Genomic DNA, 23,969 nt, shown 5'->3' with positions numbered 1-23,969 from the left:
AACGAAACAACCATGAAAAAATTAACCTTCCTGGCTGCAGTACTTCTGCTTACAGCCAACGCTTTCGCTCAACGCCCTTCAAACGCCAAAGAACTTTTTATTGAACTTCGTGAACCCGGTATGTATACTGTGTATGTGAACGACGAAATGGCTGGGTCAGCCCGGGGTCGCTTCCGCTTTTATGATGTAGAAGCCACGGCGCCAATTATTACCATTATGCAAAACAACAGACAGGTCGTAAAAACATCACTGAACCTGGAATCTAATAGCCGTACTGTTGTCTCTTACGACAAAAAAGCGGGTTTCCGGGTATTAAAAACCTTGCCGCTGTTTAGCAACAATCAATATTCACTGGACAATTGGGATGGAAGCAGTATGCAGATGGGCAGACCAACCAATGGCAATAGGCCAACTCGACCAGCCGCTGACTATGCGATGTCTGATGCTTCTTTTAATGACTTATTAGCCGTTGTAAAACGTGAGAGTTTCGACGCGGATAAGGCCAAAATGATCAGAACAAGCATCTCTGGTAACCGAATTACCACAAATCAACTGGCAGCATTGGTAAAGACTATGGATTTTGACGGGAAAAAGCTGGAAGTAGCAAAGCTTGGTTACGATAGCGTGGTAGACAAACAAAACTTCTTTAAAATATACCCGTTATTCGATTTTTCTACCAATAAGAACCAGCTGATGGATTACGTGAGTAAAAGAGCTGCCAATAACTAGGGCAATGAGTGCTGCCAAAGAATACAGAAGAATTAAACATACCATTGACTCCTATGAGTCCAGGCTACAGGACATCGGGGAAGAGGTCTTTCAAAAGACTCCTTCGATCGGAGGCTGGTCTTATAGCGAGGTCTACTTCCACATCTTCGATGCAAGCATACTCGCTTTACAAACCATAGAGGAGTGCATTGAGGGAAAAGGGGAAGTTAAGCCAACGGCATTTATTGTTAAAATGATCTTATTCTTTGGCAGTTTACCGCCAGGCAAAAAGTATAAAGCTCCTAAAAGACTGGCGGAGCGTTTGAGGAAAATCGACAAAAACGAGGCCCTAATCTTGATTAAACAGTTTCGGAAGGAACTGGACGAAGCCCATCCAAAAATAAGCAAAGCGAATAAAAACATCAAGACAAGACATCCCCGAATGGGGTATTTAAATGCCTTTCAATGGTTAAGGTTTATGGAAATTCACCTGAATCATCATTTAAAGCAGCTGATGCGGATTGACAAGAGTTTTTAAATTCACATCTTTGCGTCAATGAAGATCCTACATATTAAAGGTTTTGACCAAGAAGCTTTCCAGAAGTACCTGAAAAATACTGGCTGGCTGATGTTTGGGAAGGTTCTTGCACTGCTCATTAATATCCTTGTTGCAAGGCATCTCCAACCCAAATCATTTGGAGATCTTAATTTTGCCAGTGCCCTGACAACCATTATAGCTGCCATCGGAACTCTGGGTCTTGATACTTTCATCATTCGGGAGATCATCAGTGAACCGTCAAAAAAGGACGAAATTCTCGGCACCTCTTTGGGCTTACGGATTGCAGTTAATCTGCTCCTTATTCCGATAAGCATAGGCATTTACCTGCTTTTTCATCATTTTTCGGACAATCCTGGAAATGCAATCACCTGGGTCGTATTTTTTTATGCGGTACCTTTCCTCTTCAGATCTTTCAACATTATTGATGCCTATTTTCAGTCTCAGGTACAATCTAAATATGTGGTTCACGTACAAAACATCGTAATTCTTTGTTCTACCGCATTCAAAGCTATTCTCGTTTGGCTTAATGCATCATTAATATGGTTTGCATTTGCAATTACTTTTGATGCGGTATTACTTGCTGGCGGACTCGTGATCATTTACCACAGGCAGGGCTACAGACTCAGGACCTGGACCTTTAACCTTGACAGGGCAAAAACGCTGATGAAACAATCCTACCCGCTTATGTTCTCTGCAGTGATGGTTTCCATCTACATGAAGATTGACCAGGTAATGCTGAAAAGTGCAGGCAGCTTAGCAATCGGCATTTACAGCGCCGCCGCCAATCTGAGTGAGGCATGGTTTTTTATCCCTGTGGCGATCATAACCTCTGTATTCCCGGCCATCATTAACGCACGCAAGACCGACATGGAAAGGTATCATAAACGCATGATGAATCTCTACGACCTCATGGTGTACATCAGTCTACCTGTAGCTATTTTTGTCAGCCTGTTTGGAACAGAAATAACTCATTTGATCTATGGAAACAAATACGAAGGTGCAGGATCCATGTTATCCATTCACATCTGGTCCGGTATATTTGTTTTCCTCGGCGTGGCAAATTCACGATTTTTGATTACGGAGGGCTACACCCATCTTGCACTTCAGAGTACCGCTATAGGCGCACTAATCAATATCCTGCTCAACATCTGGTTAATTCCTCAATATGGCGGAATCGGCACCTCCATTGCAACGCTTGTTGCATATGCTGCATCCGCGTTCTACGTCCTGCTGATCCCCAAAACCAGACATCAGGGTATTTTAATGCTCAAATCCTTATTTCTTGTTCATTTAATTCAAAAAATTAGTCAAAAACCTGGCAAGACCAGCTAATTATTATCCCGATAAATTAGATTTTTGCAGATAACATTTTAACTTTGATCCTCACAACGAACATTTTATACCGAATAACAGATGGCATCCTTAAGAAAGGTAATCAGAGAACTTGTTTACAAACCTAAAAATATACTGGATCTCATCCGGCTCAAATCAACTATAAAGAATGGCCATGGTCCCTTTAACATCATTATTGGTGCACACACTACTAATTATGAAAACTGGCTGCCAACCAATATCGAAAGCCTGAACCTGCTGGATAAAGCTTCTTTTGCAAACCTATTCGGAAATAAAAAAGCAAGCCGCTTTTTAGCAGAGCATGTTTTCGAACATATTAGCTATGAGAATGCTATTGTTGCTTTGAAAAACTGTTACCAATACCTGGAAAAGGGAGGTACAGTCAGAATTGCAGTTCCTGATGGTTTTCACCCCAATCCGGATTACATTGACATGGTTAAACCAGGTGGTTACGGTGCAGGTGCGCATGACCACAAACTACTTTACGACTACAAAAAGCTTTCCAGTGCCTTTGAAGCAGCGGGCTTCAGACCTGTATTGCTGGAATATTACGATGAGCAGCATAAATTTCATTATCAGGATTGGGACAGCGCACATGGCCATGTCATCAGATCCAGAAGATACGACAAGCGCTTTCATGAACCAATCGGATACTCTTCACTCATTATAGACGGCATTAAAGACTAGTATTCAAAGATGAAAAATACTTTATCTCCCTTATCTATACTTAATCCCGGTAAGCTAAAGGTTCTTCTATCCTTAGGCTTTAAAGGTTACCTTGCTGAAAAAGGCTGGTTTGAAGCTTTCAGAACCAAATCAGCGATTGACCAGGACGGAAAACCCATAGCCTGGGTAACTTATTCTTTTATAGATTTTATCAAAGAGCGGATCAGTAAACAACTGGACATCTTTGAATTCGGCTCCGGGAATTCTACCCTATTTTATGCGGAACTTGCTAAATCAGTTTATTCTGTAGAGCATGATCAGGAGTGGTTTTCAAAAAGTGCAAAGATCAACCTGCCCAATGTTAAGGTAATCCACTGCGACCTACAGCCCGGAGGCGCTTATTGCGAAAGTGCAGTCAACACAGGAATGAAATTTCACATCATCATTGTAGATGGCCGTGACCGTGTCAACTGCTGTAAACAGGCCATAAACGCACTCACAGAGAATGGCATTGTCGTACTGGACGATTCTGAAAGAGCTGAGTATGCGGAAGCCAAAGCTTTTTTCAAAGCTCAGGGATTCAAACACCTGCCTTTTACTGGTATGGCGCCCGGTGCGATCGTCTCCAAATGCACTTCTATTTTTTACAAACCCAACAATTCGCTTGATATTTAACAAGCTATCATATCCTATAAATGGCAACTGCAACACACAATATCGTCGACGCATATAACAATTTTTATACTGGCAATGAGACAGAATGGCGTATGTTGGGAGCCAAGTCTAAAGCCGAAAATCTCATTGAAGTATGCCGTGCCATTCAACCGGCCAAAGTCCTTGAAGTTGGTGCAGGCGACGGCAGCATTCTTCACTATTTCGATGAGTTAGGTTTCGGCGAAGAACTGTACGCGCTTGAAATTGCCGAAAGCGGTGTTTCTTTCATCAAAGACAGAAAGCTTTCCAGGCTTAAAGAAGTAAAAAGTTTTGATGGTTACCACATCCCATATGCCGACAATAGTTTTGACCTCGTCATTCTGGCACACGTACTTGAGCATGTCGAACATGAACGCGTACTGCTTAGGGAATTGAAGCGTGTGGCCAAATATATTGCCATAGAAGTTCCCCTGGACTATAGATTCGGGGTCGACAAAAGAATGAAGCATTTCCTGGACTATGGTCATATCAATATGTACACCCCTACGCTCATCCGTTTTCTATTGCAAAGCGAGGGACTGAACATTGAAGCAGACAAGACCTCACTTACACCTATTGAGACCGTTAAATTTTGCGAGTTTAAGGTGCTAAAAAAGCCTAAAACCATAACCAAAAACCTTAAGATTGAACTGGAATACCGGATTAAAAAGTTTCTGGGATCAATACTCGGGAAAAACAAAACGGAACAGTTTGCAAATGCTTATACTGTACTGGCAAAGAGATCTGAAAAAGACCTTCAAATATTCTAAATATGCAAAACTTTGCACCTATAGCGCTATTTGTCTATAACCGACCGAAACATACAGAACGCACTATAAAGTTTTTGATGCAAAATGAACTGGCATCAGAAAGCCGCTTGTTCATTTTTTCAGACGGGCCTAAGTCAGACCAGGATTTAGATGCAGTACTTGAAGTAAGAGAACTCATAAAAAAAACTGAGGGTTTCAAATCCGTTGAAATCATTGAAAGCAAGGAAAATAAAGGACTGGCAAATTCCATCATTACCGGAGTAAACAGATTAGTTATTGCCTATAAGCAGGTAATCGTATTTGAAGACGACCTCATCACATCCCCCTATACACTTACTTATTTCAACGATGCACTGAACCGGTACAGAAATGAAGAAAAGATAATGCATATCGGGGCGTACATGTATAACCTAAAGGATGCAACACTCCCTGAAACCTTTTTTTACAGGGCAGCCAGCAGTTGGGGCTGGGCTACATGGGAAAGGGCCTGGGATCATTTTGAGCCTGACATTTATAAACTTGAAGCACAATTCGACAAGCAAAAGATCGCTGAGTTTTCGATAGAGCATACCATGAATTTTTGGAAACAGGTTCAGGAGTTTAAAAGAGGAAAAAATAATTCATGGGCAATCAGGTGGTACGCCTCCATTTTCTTAAAAAAAGGACTTACCTTAAATCCTGCACAATCTCTGGTCAACAATATAGGTCATGATGGCACAGGAGTCCATTCCGGCATCAATGACATTTACAATGTCATTATCAATCCCAAACCGATTACCAGTTTTCCCGAAGAAATAAAGGAAAACATGGAGGCCTATAAGGCGATTAAACATTTCCTGGCGCACAGAAAAGGTTCTATATGGCAAAGGCTTAAAAGGTATGTCAATGAACATCTGATGTCAAAAAAATAAATCCAGGATGAATTATTTATATTAATGTAAGTTTGATCAGTTGAAAGTAGTACACCTAAATACATACGAAGGTAATGGAGGTGCCGGAAGGGCCTGCATGAGGCTAAGTGATGCACTAAACAGTAGCGGGGCTGAATCCAAAGTAATGGTTTACTTTCAGTTCAAAGAAAGCGACAAAGCAGGCAGTTTCAGCAAAAGCCCTTTCCAGAAAGCCAAAGCTATTTTCAATATCCTTTCGGAAAGATATTTATCAAAAGCTGTCTCTAAAGCGTTAAAGACGCCCTTCTCATTACAATGGTTTGGCCGGTCTGTGATCAACCATCCAGCTGTAAAGGAAGCGGATATCATCCACCTGCACTGGGTAAATCATGGCTTCCTTTCCCCAAAATTTCTGGCTCAGCTGGATGAACTGGAAAAACCAATCGTTTGGACATTTCACGACAGCAATGCCTTTACCGGAGGATGCCATGTCCGCTATTCCTGTGAAAACTACTTCAAGGAATGTGGCTTCTGTCCGCTGCTAAAAATGAGCGGCGAGGATGATTTTTCTCACAAAACCTGGCTGCGCAAAAAGAAAGCCTATTCAGAAATGAGCTGTCACATTGTAGCGCCAAGCAGATGGATGGCAGATTCGGTAAAGTTAAGTTCCCTGATGGGATCGAGAAAAATAACTGTGATCCCGAATACCATTGAAACCAATGTATTTAAGCCCTACGTGAAAGCTGAGGCAAAAAAAATCTTAAAGATCAATCCCGACAAATTTGTATTGATGAGTGGTTTTATGCCCTCTAAAAACGACAAACACAAAGGGACTTCATACCTGATAGATGCATTGAATGATCTTTCTACGAGGCCTGGCATTATAAAAGAAAATATTGAACTGGTCATATTCGGCAATAAAGACACTACTGACATGCCTGAATTTCCGTTCAAAACAACATTTCTGGGCACCATCAACAATGACGAACACCTTGCCAAATGTTATTCAGCCGCAGATGTATTCATCACACCTTCTCTGGAAGACAATCTGCCGAATACGGTTATGGAAAGTCTCTCTTGCGCAACCCCTGTAGTCGCATTTAAAACGGGAGGTATTCCTGACATGGTCAGGCATCTTGAAAATGGATATTTGGCAGAATACCAGTCCTCGGACGACCTCGCAACCGGAATTGAATGGCTATATCATGAGGATAACGGACCGGATATTCAAAAAGAAGCAAGACGAACAATATTAACTCAATTTTCGGAATCAGTTATTGCAGAAAAACACTTATTATTGTATCAGTCACTTTTAGATCTCCAACCCAAGTAATTTTAGTATTTAAGCCGCATGCAGCCAAAGTTAAGTGTCATCACGATCGTTTATAATAATGTAAAAGATATTGAGCGCACCATGCTTTCTGTCCTCAATCAAACCTATCCGAACATAGAGTACATCCTCATAGACGGGTCTTCAACAGACGGCACTAAGGATATTATCTACAAATACCAATCGAAGCTGGCACAATTCATCTCGGAGCCTGATAAGGGGATTTACGACGCGATGAATAAAGGACTTGCACTCGCTACCGGAGACTATGTGCTGTTTATGAATTCCGGTGATGAAATCTATACTTATGAAACCGTAGCAGAGGTATTTGAGTCTGAAGCATCTGCTGATATCTATTACGGCGAAACCGAAATGTTCAATGAGCAGTGGCAAAGCCTTGGACAACGCAGGCATCGTGCGCCGGAGCATTTCGACTGGAAAAGTTTTAAATATGGCATGAGCATCAGTCATCAGGCCATCTATGTGAAACGCAGTCTGGCCCAGCCTTATGACCTGAAATACAAATACAGTTCAGATGTAGACTGGATCATCAAAGCAGCAAAAAATGCATCCAGCATTGTAAACACGCACATCTACGTAGCCAAATATCTGGTGGGTGGTATTTCTAAAAAGAAACACCTCGCCAGTTTGAAAGAAAGGTTCAGGATCTTCACCAAATATTATGGACTGATCCCAAACCTCATTAATCATATCGTTATAGCGGCCAGCTTAGCTACCTATTTTATCCGTCACCGCAAAACCAACGATTAAAAAGCAATTGCCTAAGGATTAGTAGACCACAGCCCTGCTTCCTTCACAAACACCCTTCTGTTGAGTTTCAACTGTGCCACAATCAGTTCAGCAAAATCTTCCGGCTGCATCACACGGTCCGGATTCCCGTCTGTAAGGTTGAGATCCTTTGCCATATCTGTGGCTACCGTACTTGGGAGCATTGTACTTACACGGATGTTATGTTTACGAACCTCCTGCATCAATGATTCTGACATACCAATCAATCCGAATTTTGAAGCACTGTATGCGCTCGTAACCGCAGCACCGTTTTTACCTGCAGTAGAGGAAATATTCACAATATCCCCTGTTTTTCGTTCTATCATTTCAGGAAGTACTGCTCTCGTTGCATAATACGCCCCAAACAGGTTGACCTTCACAATCTCTTCCCACTTATCAGGTTCCAAAGCCATAAAAGAACCAAATGAACCTATTCCTGCATTATTGATCAGTATATCTGTAGCACCTAACGCCGACTTCAATGCAGTAACTGCCGCATTCACCTCGTCAATTGACGCGATATTCGCTGTGGCAATCGCAGTTCTTACTCCATATGGTTTAAGTTCTTGTGCTACACTTTCGAGATCTGATGCTGTTCTGGCCAGCAAACCTATATTTACACCTTCCTGAGCCAGTGCAATAGCGATTGCACGTCCTATTCCTTTACCGGCACCAGTGATGATTGCATTTTTACCTTTTAATGATTCCATAGTATCTTGTATTAAAATGGGGTTTCCTGTATTAAAACACAAAAATAATAAAAAACAAAAGCCTGTTTCTTGCGAAACAGGCTTTATGACTTATCAATAGAAAATTTCCTATTTATACCAATTTATTGACTTTACGTGCAGCTTCAGTTAAGTGAATTTTACGTAAACGCATGCTTAACGGAGTTACCTCGATGTACTCATCAGCCTGGATGTATTCCATAGCCTCTTCCAAAGAGAATTTAATTGCCGGAGCAATACGCTGACTATCATCTGTACCAGAAGCACGCATGTTAGTTAAAGCTTTACCTTTTACAATATTAACAACCAAGTCATTATCACGAATGTGTTCTCCTAAAATTTGTCCTTCGTAGATATCTACTCCCGGATCAACAAAGAAACGACCACGATCCTGTAATTTATCAATTGAATACGCTGTAGTACTTCCTTTTTCCATAGAAACCAATACACCATTCAATCTACCAGGGATAACACCTTTCCAAGGCTCATAAGACTTGAAACGGTGAGCCATGATGGCTTCACCACCTGTAGCTGTTAATACGTTATTTCTTAACCCGATGATACCACGTGCAGGAATATCAAATTCTAAGTGTTGTAAATCGCCTTTAGGCTCCATGATCAATAACTCACCTTTACGTTGTGTCACCAATTCAATTACTTTACCTGCAACTTCGCCTGGTACATCAACGATTAAGGTTTCGATAGGCTCACATTTTTTACCATCAATTTCTTTGATGATTACCTGTGGCTGACCAACCTGAATTTCATATCCTTCGCGACGCATAGTCTCGATCAATACAGATAAATGGAGAATACCCCTTCCGTACACCAGATAAGCATCTGGAGACTCAGTCTCTACAACTTTAAGGGCAAGGTTTTTCTCAATTTCTTTGTATAAACGTTCTTTCAATCGCTGAGAAGTTACAAATTTACCTTCTTTACCAAAAAATGGCGAGTTATTGATCGTGAACAACATGTTCATCGTTGGCTCATCAATTTTGATTACAGGCAATTGCTCTGGAGCATCGAAATCTGCAATAGTATCACCGATATCAAAACCATCGATACCTACAACTGCGCAGATATCACCAGATTTTACTTCAGTAGCGCGGATTTTACCTAAACCTTCAAAAGTATATAATTCTTTTACTCTTGATTTAACCATTTTACCATCACGTTTGATCAAAGTAACCGGTTGGTTTTCTTTGATGCTACCACGGTGAACACGGCCAATTGCGATACGACCCACGAAAGATGAATAATCTAACGAAGTGATCTGCATTTGTAATGTACCATCATTAACCGGTGCCGGAGGGATATTTGCAACTACTGCATCTAACAATGCGAAGATGTCAGTAGTAGGTACTTTCCAGTCAGTACTCATCCATCCTTGTTTAGATGAACCGTAGATTACAGGGAAATCAAGTTGCTCTTCTGTTGCTTCTAAGTTGAAGAACAATTCGAAGATCTGCTCGTAAACTTCTTCAGGGCGACAATTTTCTTTATCAACTTTATTTACAACAACAATAGGTTTTAAGCCTAAAGCCAAAGCTTTTTGAGTTACGAAACGTGTTTGAGGCATGGCGCCTTCAAAAGCATCACACAATAACAATACACCATCAGCCATTTTCAATACACGCTCTACCTCACCACCGAAATCGGCGTGACCAGGGGTATCAATAATGTTGATTTTAACGTCCTTATACTGAACCGAAACGTTTTTTGACACGATGGTAATACCGCGCTCACGCTCCAAATCATTGTTGTCAAGTATTAAGTCTCCCGATTGTTCGTTATCGCGGAAGATTGAACAAGAGTGTAAGATCTTATCAACCAGTGTAGTTTTACCGTGGTCAACGTGGGCTATGATAGCTATATTTCTTATTTTTTGCATAAAATGCTACTAATTTTTGGCGCAAAGATAAGATTAATTATCGAGATTTCAGCACATTAGTTAGTGTGGATTTTACATCTGCTGTTCTCAGCTTTGAAATAATGACCTATTATCTTCTGTATACCTACAAATAAAAAACAGGGTTGGACTATCCTTGCTATATCCTTTCTATATCGTTGGACTATCCTTGAACTATCCCAGGATATAGCAAGGATAGTTCAAGGACAAGGCAAGGATAGGTTAATTATGTTGTTTATATGATCTTTACCTGAAGGTTATACGTAACCATTTCTAAGGACTCTCATTTTTGAAGCATCATACCTGTATTTGAAAACACAATGCGTTTAATTTTGTTCATTAATTAAATAAAAGATAATGGAAGAGCAAGACCCACAAAATCCACCTAAAAAAACCGGCTTAGATGAATGGAACGACCGCCTGGACAATAACCTGGAACCTGAAAATACTGGCGATGAACAGGCTGATGAAAATGCCAGGGAATATTCTGAAGAAGAAGGAAGCGGCGACCAGTCGGACGAAACGGAAAGCTAGTTAAACAGCTTTCTGCCGAATGCCCATGTTAAAAAGGCTGGCATAGCCTTGCCCCAGGTAGGCACATCATGCTTACCTCCTACCATTTCGTAATAAGTGATATCATCTGGTCTTTTATAGCCTTTTTTTAACAATTCTTTGATGACATCAATGGTATCATCTATAGAATCTATGATGAAATTCTTGTTTCTGTCGGCCAGCTCGTCTTCCGTACCGGTCATCAACCAAAATTTAAGGGCTGGTTTTACTTCGGTCTCTATGATCAACTGATGTAAAATCCTGTCGGCATCTGTATAACCATCTTTAAGGTCTTTTTTCCTCCACCAGAATGAACCGGAAAATACACCTACTGCATCAAAATAATTATCATTGTTCCAGGCTACATCAAATGCGGTAAGTCCGCCCAGAGAAAAACCTGCGAAAGCACGCTTTCCGTTGATTGGAAACTGCACTTCTGCCTGAACAAATGGAATCAGCTCTTTGATGATGAAATCTGTGTATGCCGCTGCTTTACTGCCCCTGCCCAGAAAATCCGGAACTCCGGCAACGCCGTATTCCTGAATCCTGTCTTTTGAAGCCTTAATGGCCACAACTACCAGGGCATCTATCCTGTTTTGATTGTAAAGTGTGGATAAGGTATTTTGCAAACCCAGCATTTCAGCATCCTGACCATCATTCAGTAACAAAAGATTGAGCGTTTCATTGCCCAAAAGATTGTCCGGAGTAAAAATCTCCAGTTCCACTTCCCTTTTCAGGTAAACAGACTTTATGGTTTTCTCAGTTTTGATAATTTCAGCTGACAGCATGGTGGTGTACATAATCGGCAATCCCCTTTCTCACAATTTTGGCACAAAGGTACTATTATCAGCAAAATATATTTACAGAGAGGTCAATATAATTTGATCTGTGAATCATTTTGACGCTCATTTAACCATTTCTAACAATCGCAAACCTTGCATCAGCCGACTCATTTTAACCTTTAAAGCAAAAGCTTACACAGGTCTGATTAAAATGCGGATTTACAGCAACAAAAGCCTTTTTTATTTTGTTTTTAATATTGTTTATTTCCTATCTTATAGCATCTAAATTTTACATTATGAAAGAGGAATACAAGAAATGGTATAGCCCCAATCTAAACGCCGATTTTGAACTACTGGCTTTTGGACACAGCGGACACCCTGTGCTTCTTTTTCCAACCAGTATGGGCAGATATTTTGAAAATAAGGATTTCAAAATGATGGAGTCTATCCAATGGTTTATCGATGAGGGGAAGATAAAAGTTTATTGTGTGGATGGCATTGATAAAATGAGCTGGTACAATAAAGGTGTTCATCCGGCCGACCGGGTAAGAAATCACATTTGGTATGATAAATTGCTGCTGGAAGAGGTGGTTCCGATGGCAAAACATGAAACAGGGCACAGCAAGGTCATCACTGCGGGATGCAGTTTCGGAGGATATCATGCGGCTAATTTCGCATTCAGGCATCCATGGACCGTTAGCCATATGTATAGCATGAGTGGTGCGTTTGACATCAGAGGGCAACTGGACGGCTTTTATAACGACGATGTTTATTTCAATAATCCTGTTGATTTTTTGCCAAATGATAGTAATCCGGAATTGTGGCAGATGCGGATTGTGCTTGGCACATCGGACCGTGATATGTGTAAACCGGACAATGAGCGTCTTTCAGAGATCCTGAACCAGAAAGGGATCAATCATTGGCTGGACATCAGACACAATGCGGACCATGACTGGCCTATCTGGCGACAGATGCTCCCGGAGTATTTATCACAGCTGTAAAAAGGGCTTTATCTAACTGTCAGCAGGCCTGCAAAAGAACAGCCCGTGTAAAACATAAGACAATGCTAATATTGATTTAACAATTAAAAGAGAAATTTTGAAAAAATAATGAATTAGAGTTAATAAAAATAGAACATCATTATAAAACCCCGTCATCTCGAACATCGTGAGAGATCTCTAGTTCAAGAGATCCCTCGATTCCTCGGGATGACGTAATGTACTAAACTACGTCCTTATCTAACAACCTCTAAAAAACAACAATAACTATGAAAAAAATTGGAATCTTATTTGGCAGGGAAAGGTCATTTCCGGAAGCTTTTGTAAAGCGTGTAAATGAAATCGCAGGAAAAGAGTTCAAAGCCGAATTTGTAAATATCGACAGAATATTTCAGGCAGAGCCTTTAGACTACGCGGTGATCATAGACCGCATTTCTCAGGATGTGCCTTTTTACCGTTCGGCATTAAAAAATGCAGCAATCACCGGGACTGCAGTGATCAACAACCCCTTTTGGTGGAGTGCCGACGAGAAATTCTTCAACAATGCACTGGCCATAAAAATTGGGGTGCCTGTACCAAAAACCGCATTGATCCCCTCTTATGAGCAGCCTGACGACACTACTGATGCATCTTTCAGTAATCTTGCTTTTCCGCTGGACTGGGACGGTATTTTTGAATACACCGGTTTTCCGGCTTACATGAAGCCTTTTGATGGCGGTGGATGGAAAGAGGTTTATAAGCTGCATGACAAGGAGGATTTCTTTGACAAACACAGTCAGACCAAACAAACGGTAATGATGCTTCAGGAAGAGATCATCTTTGATGAGTATTTCAGGTGCTATTGCATCGGTGGAAAGTACGTAAAGATCATGCAGTATGAACCTCGTAATCCTTTCCATTTACGCTACCAGGTGGACACTCCTCCTTCAAGTGAAAAACTGCTGGCTACGATTCATGACTATGTATTGAAACTGAACAAATATCTGGGCTATGATTTCAATACCGTAGAATTTGCGGTACGAGATGGCATTCCTTATGCGATCGATTTCTGCAACCCTGCGCCGGATGCGGAGGTAACCAGTGTAGGTCAGGAAAATTTTGACTGGGTGGTAGAACATGCTGCGCTGTATGCCATTGAAAGGGCAAAAGCACAGGTAGACGGACAGGATAATTTGACCTGGGGTGAGTATGTAAAAACTTCTTCGTCTGGCTTGCCTCTGGTAGGAAAAACTGCTGCTAAAAAGCCAGCTTCGGCAAAGGCTGCTGCAAAATCGACGACTGTAAAGAAAGCTCCCGCTAAAAAGAAATAAGTTATGATGAATGATTTTACGCTCGGTGTTGAGGAAGAATACATGGTTGTAGACCCTGTAACCAGGGAACTCACATCGCATGACCAAAAAATAGTAGAGGCCGCACAAAAGATCCACAAGGATCAGGTGAAGGCAGAGATGCACCAGGCCGTTGTGGAAGTAGGAACGGGAATTTGTAAGAATACAGATCAGGCGCGCGCAGAAATCTCCCAGTTGAGGTATACGGTATCGCAGCTTGCAGGTGAACAAGGACTGCGCATTGGCGCCGCGGGTACGCATCCTTTTTCTCACTGGGAGAAACAGCTGATCACGGAGCATCCGCGTTACAGCGAAATTGTGAATGAATTGCAGGAAGCGGCACGGTCAAACCTTATTTTCGGCCTGCATGTACATGTGGGCTTTCAATCGCGCGAACTGGCGATACACATTGCCAATCAGGTCAGGTATTTTTTGCCGCATGTGTTTGCCTTGTCTACAAACTCTCCCTTCTGGGAAAGCAGAAATACTGGATATAAGTCTTTCAGGACTAAGGTCTTTGATAAGTTCCCGAGAACCGGAATTCCGGACATTTTTAACAGCATTGAGGATTATGACAATTATGTGAAATTGCTGATTAAGACCAATAGCATCGACAATGCGAAGAAGATCTGGTGGGACATCAGGGTACACCCCTTCTTTGAAACGATTGAATTCAGGATCTGCGACTGTCCGATGCTGATTGATGAGACCATGGCCTTTGTGGCACTGTTCCAGGCATTATGTGCCAAATTGTACAAATTAAGGCTGCAAAACCTGAATTTCATCAGTTATTCAAGAGCATTGATCAATGAAAATAAATGGCGTGCTGCACGTTATGGCATTGATGGAAACCTGATTGATTTTGGAAAGGAAATGGAAGTAAACTGCCGGAACCTGGTACTGGAATTACTTGATTTTATCGATGATGTGGTGGACGATCTGGGTTGCAGAAATGAGATCAATTATGTGCACAAGATATTGGAAAACGGAACGGGTGCCGACAGGCAATTGGCTGTTTACGAACAAAGTGGTAACTTTGAGGCCGTAGTAGATTACATTACTACTCAAACGTTAATAGGAGCAAAATAGTGAGTTCAACTGAAAAAAATAAGGTGAAGGTTGCCGTTATTGATATGAATAACGGCGCTCCAAACCAGGGGATGCGTGGGATACAGGAGATCTTATTGCGCTATAAAGAGCATTGTCAAGAGAATATGGGCATCGACATGTCGTTTGAGGTATTTGATCTGAGGCAAAAGGGAGAGATTCCTTCTTTGGCTTTTGATATCTACATCTCGAGTGGCGGACCGGGAAGTCCGTATGATGGTGAGGGACAAAAATGGGAAAATGACTTTTTCAATTTGCTTGATGGTATTGAAGCGCATAATTTGAAGAATGATCAAAAAAAACATGTGTTTTTGATCTGCCACTCCTTCCAGATGGCATGCAGGAAATACAATTTGGGAAAGGTCATTCGCAGGCGCTCTACTGCTTTTGGCATATTCCCTGTTTTTTTAACCGAAGAAGGCGAGGAAGATCTGATTTTCAATGGTCTGCCAAATCCTTTCTATACTGTAGACAGCCGCGACTGGCAGGTGATCAATCCTGAAGATTTGGCTTTCTCAAATTCAGATGCAACGGTATTGGCGCTCGAAAAAGAGCGTCCTCATGTAGATCTTGAACGTTGTGTGATGTCGGTACGGTTTACAAAAGAGATTGTAGGCACTCAGTTCCACCCGGAAGCAGATCCTGTAGGCATGAAAATGTACCTACTGAGAGATGATAAGAAAAACGCTATTGTGGAAAATCATGGAGCGCATAAGTACAACGATATGCTTTTGAGCCTGGACAATCCAAATAAGATCAAGCTTACCCAAAGTATTATTTTACCAAACTTTTTAAATGAGGCTGTAAATGCCTTGCAAGAAGCATAATTATGATCAGCAAATACAGGGAACAATTTAACAGCAGTTTTTCGGAAGAGAAATACAAAGGTTTTCTGAATGCGCTGGGGGAAGGATTTCCTGATATTCCATTTAGGGTAGCAGAAACCCCCATCTTTCTCCCGGCAGATCTGGTATCTAAATTGACGGAGGCTGGCGCGGAGATCATAAAGCTGATTCAACAGCCTGACTTTAAATCATTGACCGATGGCTCTATTCCTGCGCAATGGAATGTACCCAATGAAAATGAACAGCCACATTTTCTTACCTTCGATTTCGGAATCTGCAAAGATGAAAAGGGAGATTTGGTACCCAAACTGATCGAAATGCAGGGATTTCCTTCGTTATACGGATTTCAGGCGGTCTTAGGTCGGGTTTATAAAGATGCTTATGGCTTAGATAGTGGGCTAACTCCTTTTCTCAATGGTTTTAATGAGGAGAGCTATATCACCTTGCTGAAAAAAGTGATACTGGGAGATTGCGAGCCACATGAAGTGGCACTCATGGATATTGATGCCCTGGAGCAAAAAACAGCCATAGATTTCTTTATTACACAAAGGTATTTAGGAATAAAGATTCTGGCACTAACTGATATATTTAAGGAAGGCAATTCATTATATTATAGAGAAGGCGGTGAAAAGGTTAAATTGAAGAGGTTATATAACCGATTGATTTTTGATGAAATTGCCGATAAGACTGACATTTTTAAGGAAAGTTTTGATCCCCGTGAAGAACTGGATATAGAATGGGTAACACACCCCAACTGGTTTTACCGCATCAGTAAATATACCATGCCTTTTCTGAAGAGTGAATTTGTGCCGGAGACGTATTTCCTGAAAGATCTTGACACTGTACCGGCTGATTTGGAAAACTATGTATTAAAACCCTTATTTTCTTTTGCTGGGATGGGAGTCATTATAGACGTTAGTCTTTCAGATATCGAGGCCATTAAAGATCCTGAAAATTGGATTTTGCAGAAAAAAGTGGTGTATGAACCTGTAGTAAAAGCACCTGATGGAGGAGTAAAAGCGGAAATCAGACTGATGTACTTATGGCCCGACGGAGGGGAACCTCAGTTGTGTATTAACCTGGCCCGATTAAGCCGGGGAAAAATGATTGGTGTGCGCTACAACAAAGATTTCGACTGGGTGGGCGGTACAATTGGACTTGTAGAAGGTAAATAATTTACAATTAACAGACCCCGATTACCCCGGGGCATATTAAATTTGTACTATGGATATTCAAACTATATTGGTCATCTTACTTTTTGCAGCCGCAGTATTCTATGTGGGCCGCATTGTCTATCGCTCGGTTTCTCCCAAAAAAGGAGGCTGTGCGAGCAACTGTAAGTGCGGTGTAGATTTTTCCAATATAACCCCAGACAAGAAATAGATTTTATCTATAACCATTATGCTCGAGCCTTTCAAAGCCTATTTACAACAAAGAGTTGATCTGACTGATGAGCAGTTTAGCCTGATTTCCGACAAGCTTAAAGTAAAAAGCTTTGATAAAAATGAAATGATCCTGATGAAGGGCGACGTTTCTTCTTATGGTTTTTTTGTGTTGAGCGGCTTGCTGCGCAGTTATTCCATAGATAGTAAAGGAAAAACACACATCATACAGTTTGCCCCGGAACAGTGGTGGCTGACCGAACGTAATGGGATGCTGTTCAATGAACCTTCTGATTTCTTTATTGATGCAATAGAGCCTACTAAAGCGGTTATCGTACATAAGGATTTTATGAATGAGACGTCCAAACATGTACCCTGCATGAACGACCTCAACAATACCATGCTGAATAATTCTATTAGGTTCATGCAGAAACGGATCAATATGCTGCTGAGCGCTACAGCTGAGGAACGCTACCTGAATTTTATTAAACTATACCCTAACCTTACTTTAAGAGTCCCCCAGTGGATGATTGCCTCTTATCTGGGCATTACTCCTGAATCGCTGAGCAGGGTACGTAAAGACTTAGCACATAAGCATTTTAAGCCTTGATGCGTTTCTTATCATAGGTCAATGCCAGCTTAAAACCCAGGCCGTAATTTTGTGTTGTTAATTAAAAGAATCAACTCAAAAAACAATATTATGGCAACTACAAAATGGGCATTAGACCCAACCCACAGTGAACTTCAGTTTAAAGTAAAACACTTAATGATCACTACTGTAACAGGTAGCCTTACAGCTTTCAATGCTTCATTGGAATCGGAAGCTGATGATTTCGAGAATGCAAAAGTTTCTTTTGAAGCTGAAACAGAATCGATTGATACAGGTAATAAAGACAGGGATAACCACTTGAAAAGCGGAGATTTCTTTGACGCTGAAAAATATCCTGCTATCAAATTCACTTCTACTTCGTTAACACAAGACGGCGATGATTATATCCTGAAAGGTGATTTGACCATTAAAGACGTAACTAAACCAGTAAAATTGAACGTGGAGTTTGGCGGTATCGCAACTGATCCATGGGGAAATACCAAGGCTGGGTTTACATTGGCAGGAAAAATCAACAGAACTGATTTTGGCTTGACCTGGAATGCAGCGCTGGAAACTGGTGGTGTAATGGTAAGCGAGGAAGTTAAAATAGTGGGCGAATTACAGTTCGTAAAACAAGCCTAAGAATTTATAAATGAGCATCCAGTCAAAATAGAAAGGAGACAAAATGGAAGCAAATATTAAAAATGTGTCGGCCGTATTAAATGCGCCGGCACCTCATATGGTCGGCGATGGATTTAGGGTTCATAATTTCTTCCCAAGCGGGTACAGAATAAAAATGAGCCCATTCTTCATGTTGGATTACAATGCAAAAATAGAGTTCTCGGCACGCAATGAGCCGAGAGGTGTTGGTGTACATCCGCACCGTGGCTTTGAAACCGTAACGATAGCCTATCACGGGGCAGTTGCACATCACGACAGTGCAGGAAATAGTGGGGTGATTTATCCGGGAGATGTTCAATGGATGACTGCGGCAGGGGGTATTTTACACAAAGAATACCATGAAGAGGAATTCAGTAAAAAAGGCGGTGCTTTTCAAATGGTACAGCTTTGGGTAAACCTGCCCGCGAAGTACAAAATGAGTACGCCTAAGTATCAGGATGTGAAACATTCTACAATGGCTAAGTTTGAACTGGAGCATGGCGCTGGTACAATCGAGGTTATTGCAGGGGAGTATAAAGGGCTTAAAGGTTCGGCTTCTACTTTTTCTCCTTTGCACTTGTACAATGCCAGGTTAAATAAAGGCGGAAAAGCCTCATTTAGCTTCCCTGCAAACTACAACACCGGTTTTGTGATCGTAGAGGGCAGCATTTTAATAAATGGTACTGAGACCGCGAAAACTGACCAGTTTGTACATTTTAAAAACGAGGGTTCTGAGATTGAAATCGAAGCGCTGGAAAATGCGGTAGTACTGGTATTGAGTGGAGAGCCTATAGATGAACCTATCGCACAGTACGGCCCGTTTTTAATGAATACAGCTGAGGAAATTCAGGAAGCGATCAGTGATTATAATCAGGGGAAATTTGGGTATCTCGAAGAGGGGTAAAATGACCGTTCTCTTCGAAGACTGCATCTGCTGAAGCTTCGCATCACCAGCGCTGAGGTCTTCTCTGAGAAGGTAATTTTTCTCCGGGAAAGTGCAAATAGCAAACGTAAAAAGGCAAGATGTCTACTAAAGATACCTCCAACTGTATTCATAAAGTATGAATGGCATTTTGTAATGCAGCACTATATTAAGCATCCTGCTAAGCACAAAAAATTACTTTTTCTGAAGCGGCATAGCGTCTTTTTAGTTTTTCAGCAGAAAAACTAAAATTATGCAGCCGGTGAAGAGAAGGTAATTTTTTGTGCTAAATTATCTTTTTTCAATAAGACAAACGGCATATGCAACCACACCTTCTTCTCGCCCTATAAAACCCATTTGCTCATTGGTGGTCGCTTTTATGGAAATATCTTCGATAGAGATACCAATAGCATCAGCAATATTTTGCTGCATTGCAGGGATATGAGGATTAATCTTTGGTGCTTCAAGGCAAAGCATCGCATCTATATTGCCTATTTCAAATCCCTTTTCTTTCAGGAGCTTTACGCTTTCCTGCAACAAGATGATACTACTGATTCCTTTCCATCTTGGATCAGTATTCTTAAAATGAAAGCCAATATCACGCAAGTTGGCAGCGCCTAGCAGAGCATCGCAAATGGCATGCAAGAGCACATCAGCATCAGAATGTCCAAACGCTCCTTTATGATGTTGCAAATCAACACCTCCGACTATGAAAGGATGATTATCCTTAAGTTGATGTACATCAAACCCAAAACCCACTTTAATCTTCATTCTATTCTATATTTTGTAATTATTGCTGAATTGTTATTTGGCGTCGCCAAAATTAAAGAGTAGCGTAAACCTCAGCGTATTTGCCAAAGGGCTCTTTTGTGCGTTTGCCAGTAAATAGGCAAAATCTATATTGAAGACATTGTATTTCAACCCAGCTCCTACAGTAAAGTACCGCCTGTCGCCTTTGGATGGTGCTTCGTAGAAATACCCTGCTCTAAAAGCAAATTGCTGGTTGTACCAATATTCCATTCCTGCGGCTACATTCACTTCGCGTACCTCTTCCTTGAAGCCGCCTGGAGCATCAGAGAATGAGCCGAATATACCAGATGGAACTGAACGATTGGGATCTTCCCCTGCTATTATATTTCCGTCGGTATCATAGATCGGTTGTGTAGGCACCAGTAGTTTATTAAAATCAAGTGCGAAAGTAAATTGATTATAATCGTCGATGATAAATGTTGATGCTCCGCCAATCTTAAAGTTAGTGGGCAGGAAACCTCTGTTTTCTCCTCCCCCAACATAGCTGATCTTTGTACCTATATTGGAAATATTGAGCCCCGCAGAAACTATAGCCTTAGTGCCAAACATGGTGGTCGGCTTTTTAAAATAACCGGAAATATCAACCGCTAAAGCTGTTCCGGCCTTCGTTTCCTGTCCTGCAGAAAACTGCCCGGAAGCCAGGTTAGAATAAATATACCTCACTGCTGTCCCCAATGAGAATGACTCATCAAATTTACGGGCATAAGTTACATCTAACGCAATCTCATTCGGACTATATATACCCTGATCCTGCTGGTTGATGTCGACGAATTGAATTTCGCCCAAAGAAAAATAACGAAGAGAACCCCCAATCGTATTTTTTTCATCCAACTTATAAAAGCCACTCAGGTATGCCAGATTGATGTCCGGAACAAGGCTTTTCAACCAGGGACTGTAGGATGCTGCAAAGCCATAAGGCTTATCCAGAAAAGCGATTTTAGAGGGATTAATACTCATTGCATTCGCATCGGGCTGAACTGCTACCCCTGCATCACCCATGCTTCCCGCTCTTGCATCTGGTGTAATCAATAGGAAAGGAACTGCGGTAACGATATTGTTGGGCCTGCTGCCATTTGCCTGGGTACCAGGAGCTACTATCTGGGCAGATAGCTCAGCAGAAACTGTTACTAAAGAAAAAATGCCTAATACAGTTTTTACTAAGTACCTTAAATTCATTTCTTGAAAATATTAACTCCTATTGAACGCAAGTTAGCATAGTGTTCATTAATTTCAAAGAATTCGATTCCTTTCGATGATTTTATGCATAACTTCCTGATCAAAACGCACGGATCAACTAAAAATTCTGCTGTTCGTTCAAATGTGGATTTATTTTGACAACATTAAATTTGATTTAATAACAAAGTTTTTTTTGGAGCATACCTGTTTTTTTATGTAGTTTTAACAGTTAGAGTAACTATTTACATAGTCCAATGAAAAAAACGTACTTATATTCACTTGCATCTCTTGTGGCTGTAGCTTCACTTGTTTCTTGTAAATCCAAATCAGGCACATCCGATAAGACTGGTTTGGCATACAACAAAAAAGAATATGGAGGTTTTCAGGTAAATAACAAATTCAAGCGGGGACCGGGTCCGGGTTTGGTGGAAATCGAAGGTGGCGTTTTTGTAATGAGCGGAAGTGCCATTAGCGTCCCGGGAGAAGAACTAAGCAATTATAATCATAAAAGAGAAACCACTGTGTCTTCATTTTATATGGATGAAACAGAGGTGTCAAATACCAACTGGCTGGAGTATTTAAACTGGATCAGAACCAATTATCCGACAGACTATGAGTACTATTACACTGAGCTTCCTGATACTTTAGTGTGGAGGAGCCCTTTGTCTTATAATGAACCTTATGTAGACAATTATTTAAGGCACCCGGCCTATCAGGACTATCCGGTGGTAGGAGTAAGCTGGGAGCAGGCTTCAAGGTATTGCGAATGGAGAACAGACAGGGTAAATGAGCTCCTGCTCCGCGAACAAGGCTATATGACCAGCTTCAAAGATTTGAACGGAGGTACTGCTACTGGTGCTGCTGCTACAGCCAATAAAACCAAAGAGCCGTTTAACAGCATTCTTTATCAGAATAATCAGTACGATGACAAAGGAAAGAGGGCAATGAAAGATTTGAATCCCGGTGCAGCTGCCACTGCTACTCCAGGATCTAACTCAACTGCTGCCACAAGAAACGTCAGGCTGGAAGATGGAATATTAAAACAACCTTATCGTCTCCCTACGGAAGCGGAATGGGAATATGCAGCACTTGGCTTAATCGGAAATACCCAATATGAGAATATCAGCGAGAATAAAATCTATCCATGGAACGGATTGGGCTTAAGCTCAGCAAAGAAAAAAACCAGAGGTCTGATTTTAGCGAACTTTAAAAGGACCAAAGGAGATTATATGGGCGTTGGGGGGTCTCTTAACGATAAGGGTGGATTGACAGTACCCGTTAGATCTTATTTGCCAAACGATTTTGGACTGTATAACATGGCGGGAAATGTGAACGAGTGGGTAGCTGACGTTTATCGTTCGAAAACATTTGAGGCTGCAGACGCTTTCAATCCTTATCGCGGCAACTTCTATCAGGACAAAAAAATAGCTGATCCTGCTACTGGAAAACTGGAAATTGACAAACACAACAGACCGGTAATGGTACCTGCTATTTCGGCAAGAAAACAAACCTGGGCTGAAAAACAAGCTTCTTCGGCTGCAACAGCGCAGTCTGGTGTAGATTCTCTTGGCAAACCACTCACTCAAAATACCTACGCGGACCAAAGAGGATACCGCGATAAAGCAAGTGATTTATATGGAGAAACCACATTAATTACTGACAAATCCAGGGTTTACAAAGGTGGTTCATGGGATGATCAGGCAATCTGGCTAAATCCTGCAGCACGCCGCTTTATGCAACAAGATGAGTCTACAGCCAGCTTAGGCTTTAGATGCGCGATGACTATGCTTGGTGCTTCTGAAATCAGATCCTTTGGCAAGCCTCAATTTAAACCAAAAAACCAAAAGGCTTTTAATGGCCGCAAAAGATAATCGGCTTTTATAGCTATAAAAAAGGAGCAGTAATTACTGCTCCTTTTTTATTTAGCTAAATTGTATCAATATTTCGTTCTTTTCTACCTTGTCACCTTTTTGAATCAGGACTTTCTTTACGACGCCATCTGTTGGTGATTTGATTACATTCTCCATCTTCATTGCCTCCAACACCAATAAACTGTCGCCCTTTAGTACTGCCTGTTCTTCTGCTACGATTACATTGAGCACCAGACCCGGCATTGGAGCCTTAATTTCTTTCACTTTATTAGACTGTAAATTATCCAGTCCCAGTTGCTTAAGCAATTGATCATACTGGTCTTCAATGCTTACCTGATATAGCTGGCCATTCACCTTAACCTGAGCAGTTTTATCTTCCTTATTTTCAGATACAAGTTCTATCCTGTATGACTTGTTATTATAGATAAAATGCGAATGCCCGTCCGCCAGTTTCTTTGAATCTATGGATAGCTTCTGGTCATCAACGTTTATGTTGTCATTGTTGATATCGACATCAAAATTATACTTGTCATTTACTTTTACTTTCAT

The 23,969-nt window shown here is 41.2% G+C and carries 26 protein-coding genes; 20 read left to right on the top strand and 6 right to left on the bottom strand.

Annotation, left to right across the window (positions count from 1 at the left end):
• Nucleotides 1-12: 12 nt before the first annotated feature.
• The 9 genes from R2Q78_RS08405 to R2Q78_RS08365 all read left to right on the top strand — a co-directional run bounded on the left by R2Q78_RS08405 (nt 13) and on the right by R2Q78_RS08365 (nt 7,740).
• A complete protein-coding gene (locus R2Q78_RS08405) occupies nt 13-729 on the top strand; it encodes a DUF4476 domain-containing protein (RefSeq protein ID WP_316790749.1) in 717 nt (238 codons plus the stop codon).
• Nucleotides 730-733: 4 nt separating this feature from the next.
• Complete coding sequence (locus tag R2Q78_RS08400; protein WP_316790747.1) at nt 734-1,246, top strand: DinB family protein; 513 nt, start codon at nt 734-736, stop codon at nt 1,244-1,246.
• 18 nt (nt 1,247-1,264) lie between these two features.
• Nucleotides 1,265-2,599 (top strand): flippase, encoded by a 1,335-nt coding sequence (locus R2Q78_RS08395; RefSeq protein WP_316790745.1) that lies wholly within the window; start codon nt 1,265-1,267, stop codon nt 2,597-2,599.
• Nucleotides 2,600-2,680: 81 nt separating this feature from the next.
• The gene (locus R2Q78_RS08390) at nt 2,681-3,307 is read left to right on the top strand and encodes a hypothetical protein (protein ID WP_316790743.1); all 627 of its coding nucleotides are present in this window, start codon (nt 2,681-2,683) and stop codon (nt 3,305-3,307) included.
• Between the two features lie 9 nt (nt 3,308-3,316).
• Entirely contained in the window at nt 3,317-3,961 is a 645-nt protein-coding gene (locus R2Q78_RS08385; protein WP_316790741.1) for an FkbM family methyltransferase, read from the top strand.
• Between the two features lie 20 nt (nt 3,962-3,981).
• A complete protein-coding gene (locus tag R2Q78_RS08380) occupies nt 3,982-4,749 on the top strand; it encodes a class I SAM-dependent methyltransferase (RefSeq protein WP_316790739.1) in 768 nt (255 codons plus the stop codon).
• 2 nt (nt 4,750-4,751) lie between these two features.
• Nucleotides 4,752-5,660, top strand: coding sequence for a glycosyltransferase (locus R2Q78_RS08375; RefSeq protein WP_316790737.1), 909 nt, complete (start codon nt 4,752-4,754; stop codon nt 5,658-5,660).
• A 40-nt stretch (nt 5,661-5,700) separates the two neighbouring features.
• Nucleotides 5,701-6,972 carry a glycosyltransferase gene (locus tag R2Q78_RS08370; protein ID WP_316790735.1) on the top strand — a complete coding sequence of 424 codons (1,272 nt, stop codon included), beginning with the start codon at nt 5,701-5,703 and terminating at the stop codon, nt 6,970-6,972.
• Nucleotides 6,973-6,990: 18 nt separating this feature from the next.
• A complete protein-coding gene (locus tag R2Q78_RS08365; protein WP_316790733.1) occupies nt 6,991-7,740 on the top strand; it encodes a glycosyltransferase family 2 protein in 750 nt (249 codons plus the stop codon).
• Between the two features lie 11 nt (nt 7,741-7,751).
• Here the strand turns inward: R2Q78_RS08365 and R2Q78_RS08360 are convergent, their stop codons facing one another.
• Nucleotides 7,752-8,468 carry a 3-ketoacyl-ACP reductase gene (locus R2Q78_RS08360; protein ID WP_316790731.1) on the bottom strand — a complete coding sequence of 239 codons (717 nt, stop codon included), beginning with the start codon at nt 8,466-8,468 and terminating at the stop codon, nt 7,752-7,754.
• Nucleotides 8,469-8,580: 112 nt separating this feature from the next.
• Entirely contained in the window at nt 8,581-10,380 is a 1,800-nt protein-coding gene (gene typA / locus R2Q78_RS08355) for a translational GTPase TypA (protein WP_316790729.1), read from the bottom strand.
• A gap of 375 nt (nt 10,381-10,755) precedes the next feature.
• Between typA and R2Q78_RS08350 the strand changes: the two genes are divergently transcribed.
• Nucleotides 10,756-10,932 carry a hypothetical protein gene (locus tag R2Q78_RS08350; protein ID WP_316790728.1) on the top strand — a complete coding sequence of 59 codons (177 nt, stop codon included), beginning with the start codon at nt 10,756-10,758 and terminating at the stop codon, nt 10,930-10,932.
• Here R2Q78_RS08350 and R2Q78_RS08345 read toward each other — a convergent pair.
• Complete coding sequence (locus R2Q78_RS08345) at nt 10,929-11,738, bottom strand: alpha/beta hydrolase (RefSeq protein WP_316790726.1); 810 nt, start codon at nt 11,736-11,738, stop codon at nt 10,929-10,931. The two genes, R2Q78_RS08350 and R2Q78_RS08345, sit on opposite strands and share 4 nt — an antisense overlap.
• Nucleotides 11,739-12,028: 290 nt before the next feature.
• Here R2Q78_RS08345 and R2Q78_RS08340 point away from each other — a divergent pair, with 290 nt between their 5' ends.
• From R2Q78_RS08340 to R2Q78_RS08300, 9 genes are all read left to right on the top strand, one after another.
• On the top strand, nt 12,029-12,733 hold the full coding sequence (locus R2Q78_RS08340) for an esterase family protein (RefSeq protein ID WP_316790724.1): 705 nt from the start codon (nt 12,029-12,031) through the stop codon (nt 12,731-12,733).
• A 266-nt stretch (nt 12,734-12,999) separates the two neighbouring features.
• Entirely contained in the window at nt 13,000-14,040 is a 1,041-nt protein-coding gene (locus R2Q78_RS08335) for a hypothetical protein (RefSeq protein WP_316790722.1), read from the top strand.
• Between the two features lie 3 nt (nt 14,041-14,043).
• The gene (locus R2Q78_RS08330; protein ID WP_316790720.1) at nt 14,044-15,147 is read left to right on the top strand and encodes a carboxylate-amine ligase; all 1,104 of its coding nucleotides are present in this window, start codon (nt 14,044-14,046) and stop codon (nt 15,145-15,147) included.
• The gene (locus R2Q78_RS08325) at nt 15,147-15,992 is read left to right on the top strand and encodes a glutamine amidotransferase-related protein (protein ID WP_316790718.1); all 846 of its coding nucleotides are present in this window, start codon (nt 15,147-15,149) and stop codon (nt 15,990-15,992) included. The genes R2Q78_RS08330 and R2Q78_RS08325 overlap by 1 nt, the downstream gene beginning before the upstream one ends.
• A gap of 2 nt (nt 15,993-15,994) precedes the next feature.
• Nucleotides 15,995-17,185, top strand: a complete 1,191-nt coding sequence (locus R2Q78_RS08320) for a hypothetical protein (RefSeq protein ID WP_316790716.1) — start codon at nt 15,995-15,997, stop codon at nt 17,183-17,185.
• Nucleotides 17,186-17,234: 49 nt separating this feature from the next.
• Nucleotides 17,235-17,393: a FeoB-associated Cys-rich membrane protein gene (locus R2Q78_RS08315; RefSeq protein WP_316790715.1), complete on the top strand. Its 159-nt coding sequence runs from the start codon at nt 17,235-17,237 to the stop codon at nt 17,391-17,393.
• 18 nt (nt 17,394-17,411) lie between these two features.
• Entirely contained in the window at nt 17,412-18,002 is a 591-nt protein-coding gene (locus tag R2Q78_RS08310; protein ID WP_316790713.1) for a Crp/Fnr family transcriptional regulator, read from the top strand.
• 90 nt (nt 18,003-18,092) lie between these two features.
• The gene (locus R2Q78_RS08305) at nt 18,093-18,623 is read left to right on the top strand and encodes a YceI family protein (protein ID WP_316790711.1); all 531 of its coding nucleotides are present in this window, start codon (nt 18,093-18,095) and stop codon (nt 18,621-18,623) included.
• A 43-nt stretch (nt 18,624-18,666) separates the two neighbouring features.
• Nucleotides 18,667-19,545 carry a pirin family protein gene (locus R2Q78_RS08300; protein ID WP_316790710.1) on the top strand — a complete coding sequence of 293 codons (879 nt, stop codon included), beginning with the start codon at nt 18,667-18,669 and terminating at the stop codon, nt 19,543-19,545.
• A 309-nt stretch (nt 19,546-19,854) separates the two neighbouring features.
• On the opposite strand, the gene ispF is transcribed toward R2Q78_RS08300, so the two are convergent.
• Together ispF and porV are read right to left on the bottom strand one after the other, a co-directional pair.
• On the bottom strand, nt 19,855-20,334 hold the full coding sequence (gene ispF, locus R2Q78_RS08295) for a 2-C-methyl-D-erythritol 2,4-cyclodiphosphate synthase (protein WP_316790708.1): 480 nt from the start codon (nt 20,332-20,334) through the stop codon (nt 19,855-19,857).
• A 33-nt stretch (nt 20,335-20,367) separates the two neighbouring features.
• On the bottom strand, nt 20,368-21,549 hold the full coding sequence (porV, locus tag R2Q78_RS08290; RefSeq protein ID WP_316790706.1) for a type IX secretion system outer membrane channel protein PorV: 1,182 nt from the start codon (nt 21,547-21,549) through the stop codon (nt 20,368-20,370).
• A 254-nt stretch (nt 21,550-21,803) separates the two neighbouring features.
• Here porV and R2Q78_RS08285 point away from each other — a divergent pair, with 254 nt between their 5' ends.
• On the top strand, nt 21,804-23,420 hold the full coding sequence (locus R2Q78_RS08285) for an SUMF1/EgtB/PvdO family nonheme iron enzyme (RefSeq protein ID WP_316790705.1): 1,617 nt from the start codon (nt 21,804-21,806) through the stop codon (nt 23,418-23,420).
• Nucleotides 23,421-23,471: 51 nt separating this feature from the next.
• Here R2Q78_RS08285 and R2Q78_RS08280 read toward each other — a convergent pair whose 3' ends face one another.
• On the bottom strand, nt 23,472-23,969 hold the full coding sequence (locus tag R2Q78_RS08280; RefSeq protein ID WP_316790704.1) for an acetyl-CoA carboxylase biotin carboxyl carrier protein subunit: 498 nt from the start codon (nt 23,967-23,969) through the stop codon (nt 23,472-23,474).

Origin of the sequence: Pedobacter frigoris, from assembly GCF_032678645.1 — a bacterium.
Lineage (GTDB): Bacteria > Bacteroidota > Bacteroidia > Sphingobacteriales > Sphingobacteriaceae > Pedobacter > Pedobacter frigoris_A.
This window is presented reverse-complemented; position numbering and strand designations above follow the sequence as displayed.

Coding starts and splice junctions, on each gene's coding strand:
- R2Q78_RS08405 (WP_316790749.1), top strand. CDS start 13: ATGAAAAAATTAACCTTCCTGGCTGCAGTACTTCTGCTTACAGCCAAC.
- R2Q78_RS08400 (WP_316790747.1), top strand. CDS start 734: ATGAGTGCTGCCAAAGAATACAGAAGAATTAAACATACCATTGACTCC.
- R2Q78_RS08395 (WP_316790745.1), top strand. CDS start 1,265: ATGAAGATCCTACATATTAAAGGTTTTGACCAAGAAGCTTTCCAGAAG.
- R2Q78_RS08390 (WP_316790743.1), top strand. CDS start 2,681: ATGGCATCCTTAAGAAAGGTAATCAGAGAACTTGTTTACAAACCTAAA.
- R2Q78_RS08385 (WP_316790741.1), top strand. CDS start 3,317: ATGAAAAATACTTTATCTCCCTTATCTATACTTAATCCCGGTAAGCTA.
- R2Q78_RS08380 (WP_316790739.1), top strand. CDS start 3,982: ATGGCAACTGCAACACACAATATCGTCGACGCATATAACAATTTTTAT.
- R2Q78_RS08375 (WP_316790737.1), top strand. CDS start 4,752: ATGCAAAACTTTGCACCTATAGCGCTATTTGTCTATAACCGACCGAAA.
- R2Q78_RS08365 (WP_316790733.1), top strand. CDS start 6,991: ATGCAGCCAAAGTTAAGTGTCATCACGATCGTTTATAATAATGTAAAA.
- R2Q78_RS08360 (WP_316790731.1), bottom strand. CDS start 8,468: ATGGAATCATTAAAAGGTAAAAATGCAATCATCACTGGTGCCGGTAAA.
- typA (WP_316790729.1), bottom strand. CDS start 10,380: ATGCAAAAAATAAGAAATATAGCTATCATAGCCCACGTTGACCACGGT.
- R2Q78_RS08350 (WP_316790728.1), top strand. CDS start 10,756: ATGGAAGAGCAAGACCCACAAAATCCACCTAAAAAAACCGGCTTAGAT.
- R2Q78_RS08345 (WP_316790726.1), bottom strand. CDS start 11,738: ATGCTGTCAGCTGAAATTATCAAAACTGAGAAAACCATAAAGTCTGTT.
- R2Q78_RS08340 (WP_316790724.1), top strand. CDS start 12,029: ATGAAAGAGGAATACAAGAAATGGTATAGCCCCAATCTAAACGCCGAT.
- R2Q78_RS08335 (WP_316790722.1), top strand. CDS start 13,000: ATGAAAAAAATTGGAATCTTATTTGGCAGGGAAAGGTCATTTCCGGAA.
- R2Q78_RS08330 (WP_316790720.1), top strand. CDS start 14,044: ATGATGAATGATTTTACGCTCGGTGTTGAGGAAGAATACATGGTTGTA.
- R2Q78_RS08320 (WP_316790716.1), top strand. CDS start 15,995: ATGATCAGCAAATACAGGGAACAATTTAACAGCAGTTTTTCGGAAGAG.
- R2Q78_RS08315 (WP_316790715.1), top strand. CDS start 17,235: ATGGATATTCAAACTATATTGGTCATCTTACTTTTTGCAGCCGCAGTA.
- R2Q78_RS08310 (WP_316790713.1), top strand. CDS start 17,412: ATGCTCGAGCCTTTCAAAGCCTATTTACAACAAAGAGTTGATCTGACT.
- R2Q78_RS08305 (WP_316790711.1), top strand. CDS start 18,093: ATGGCAACTACAAAATGGGCATTAGACCCAACCCACAGTGAACTTCAG.
- R2Q78_RS08300 (WP_316790710.1), top strand. CDS start 18,667: ATGGAAGCAAATATTAAAAATGTGTCGGCCGTATTAAATGCGCCGGCA.
- ispF (WP_316790708.1), bottom strand. CDS start 20,334: ATGAAGATTAAAGTGGGTTTTGGGTTTGATGTACATCAACTTAAGGAT.
- porV (WP_316790706.1), bottom strand. CDS start 21,549: ATGAATTTAAGGTACTTAGTAAAAACTGTATTAGGCATTTTTTCTTTA.
- R2Q78_RS08285 (WP_316790705.1), top strand. CDS start 21,804: ATGAAAAAAACGTACTTATATTCACTTGCATCTCTTGTGGCTGTAGCT.
- R2Q78_RS08280 (WP_316790704.1), bottom strand. CDS start 23,969: ATGAAAGTAAAAGTAAATGACAAGTATAATTTTGATGTCGATATCAAC.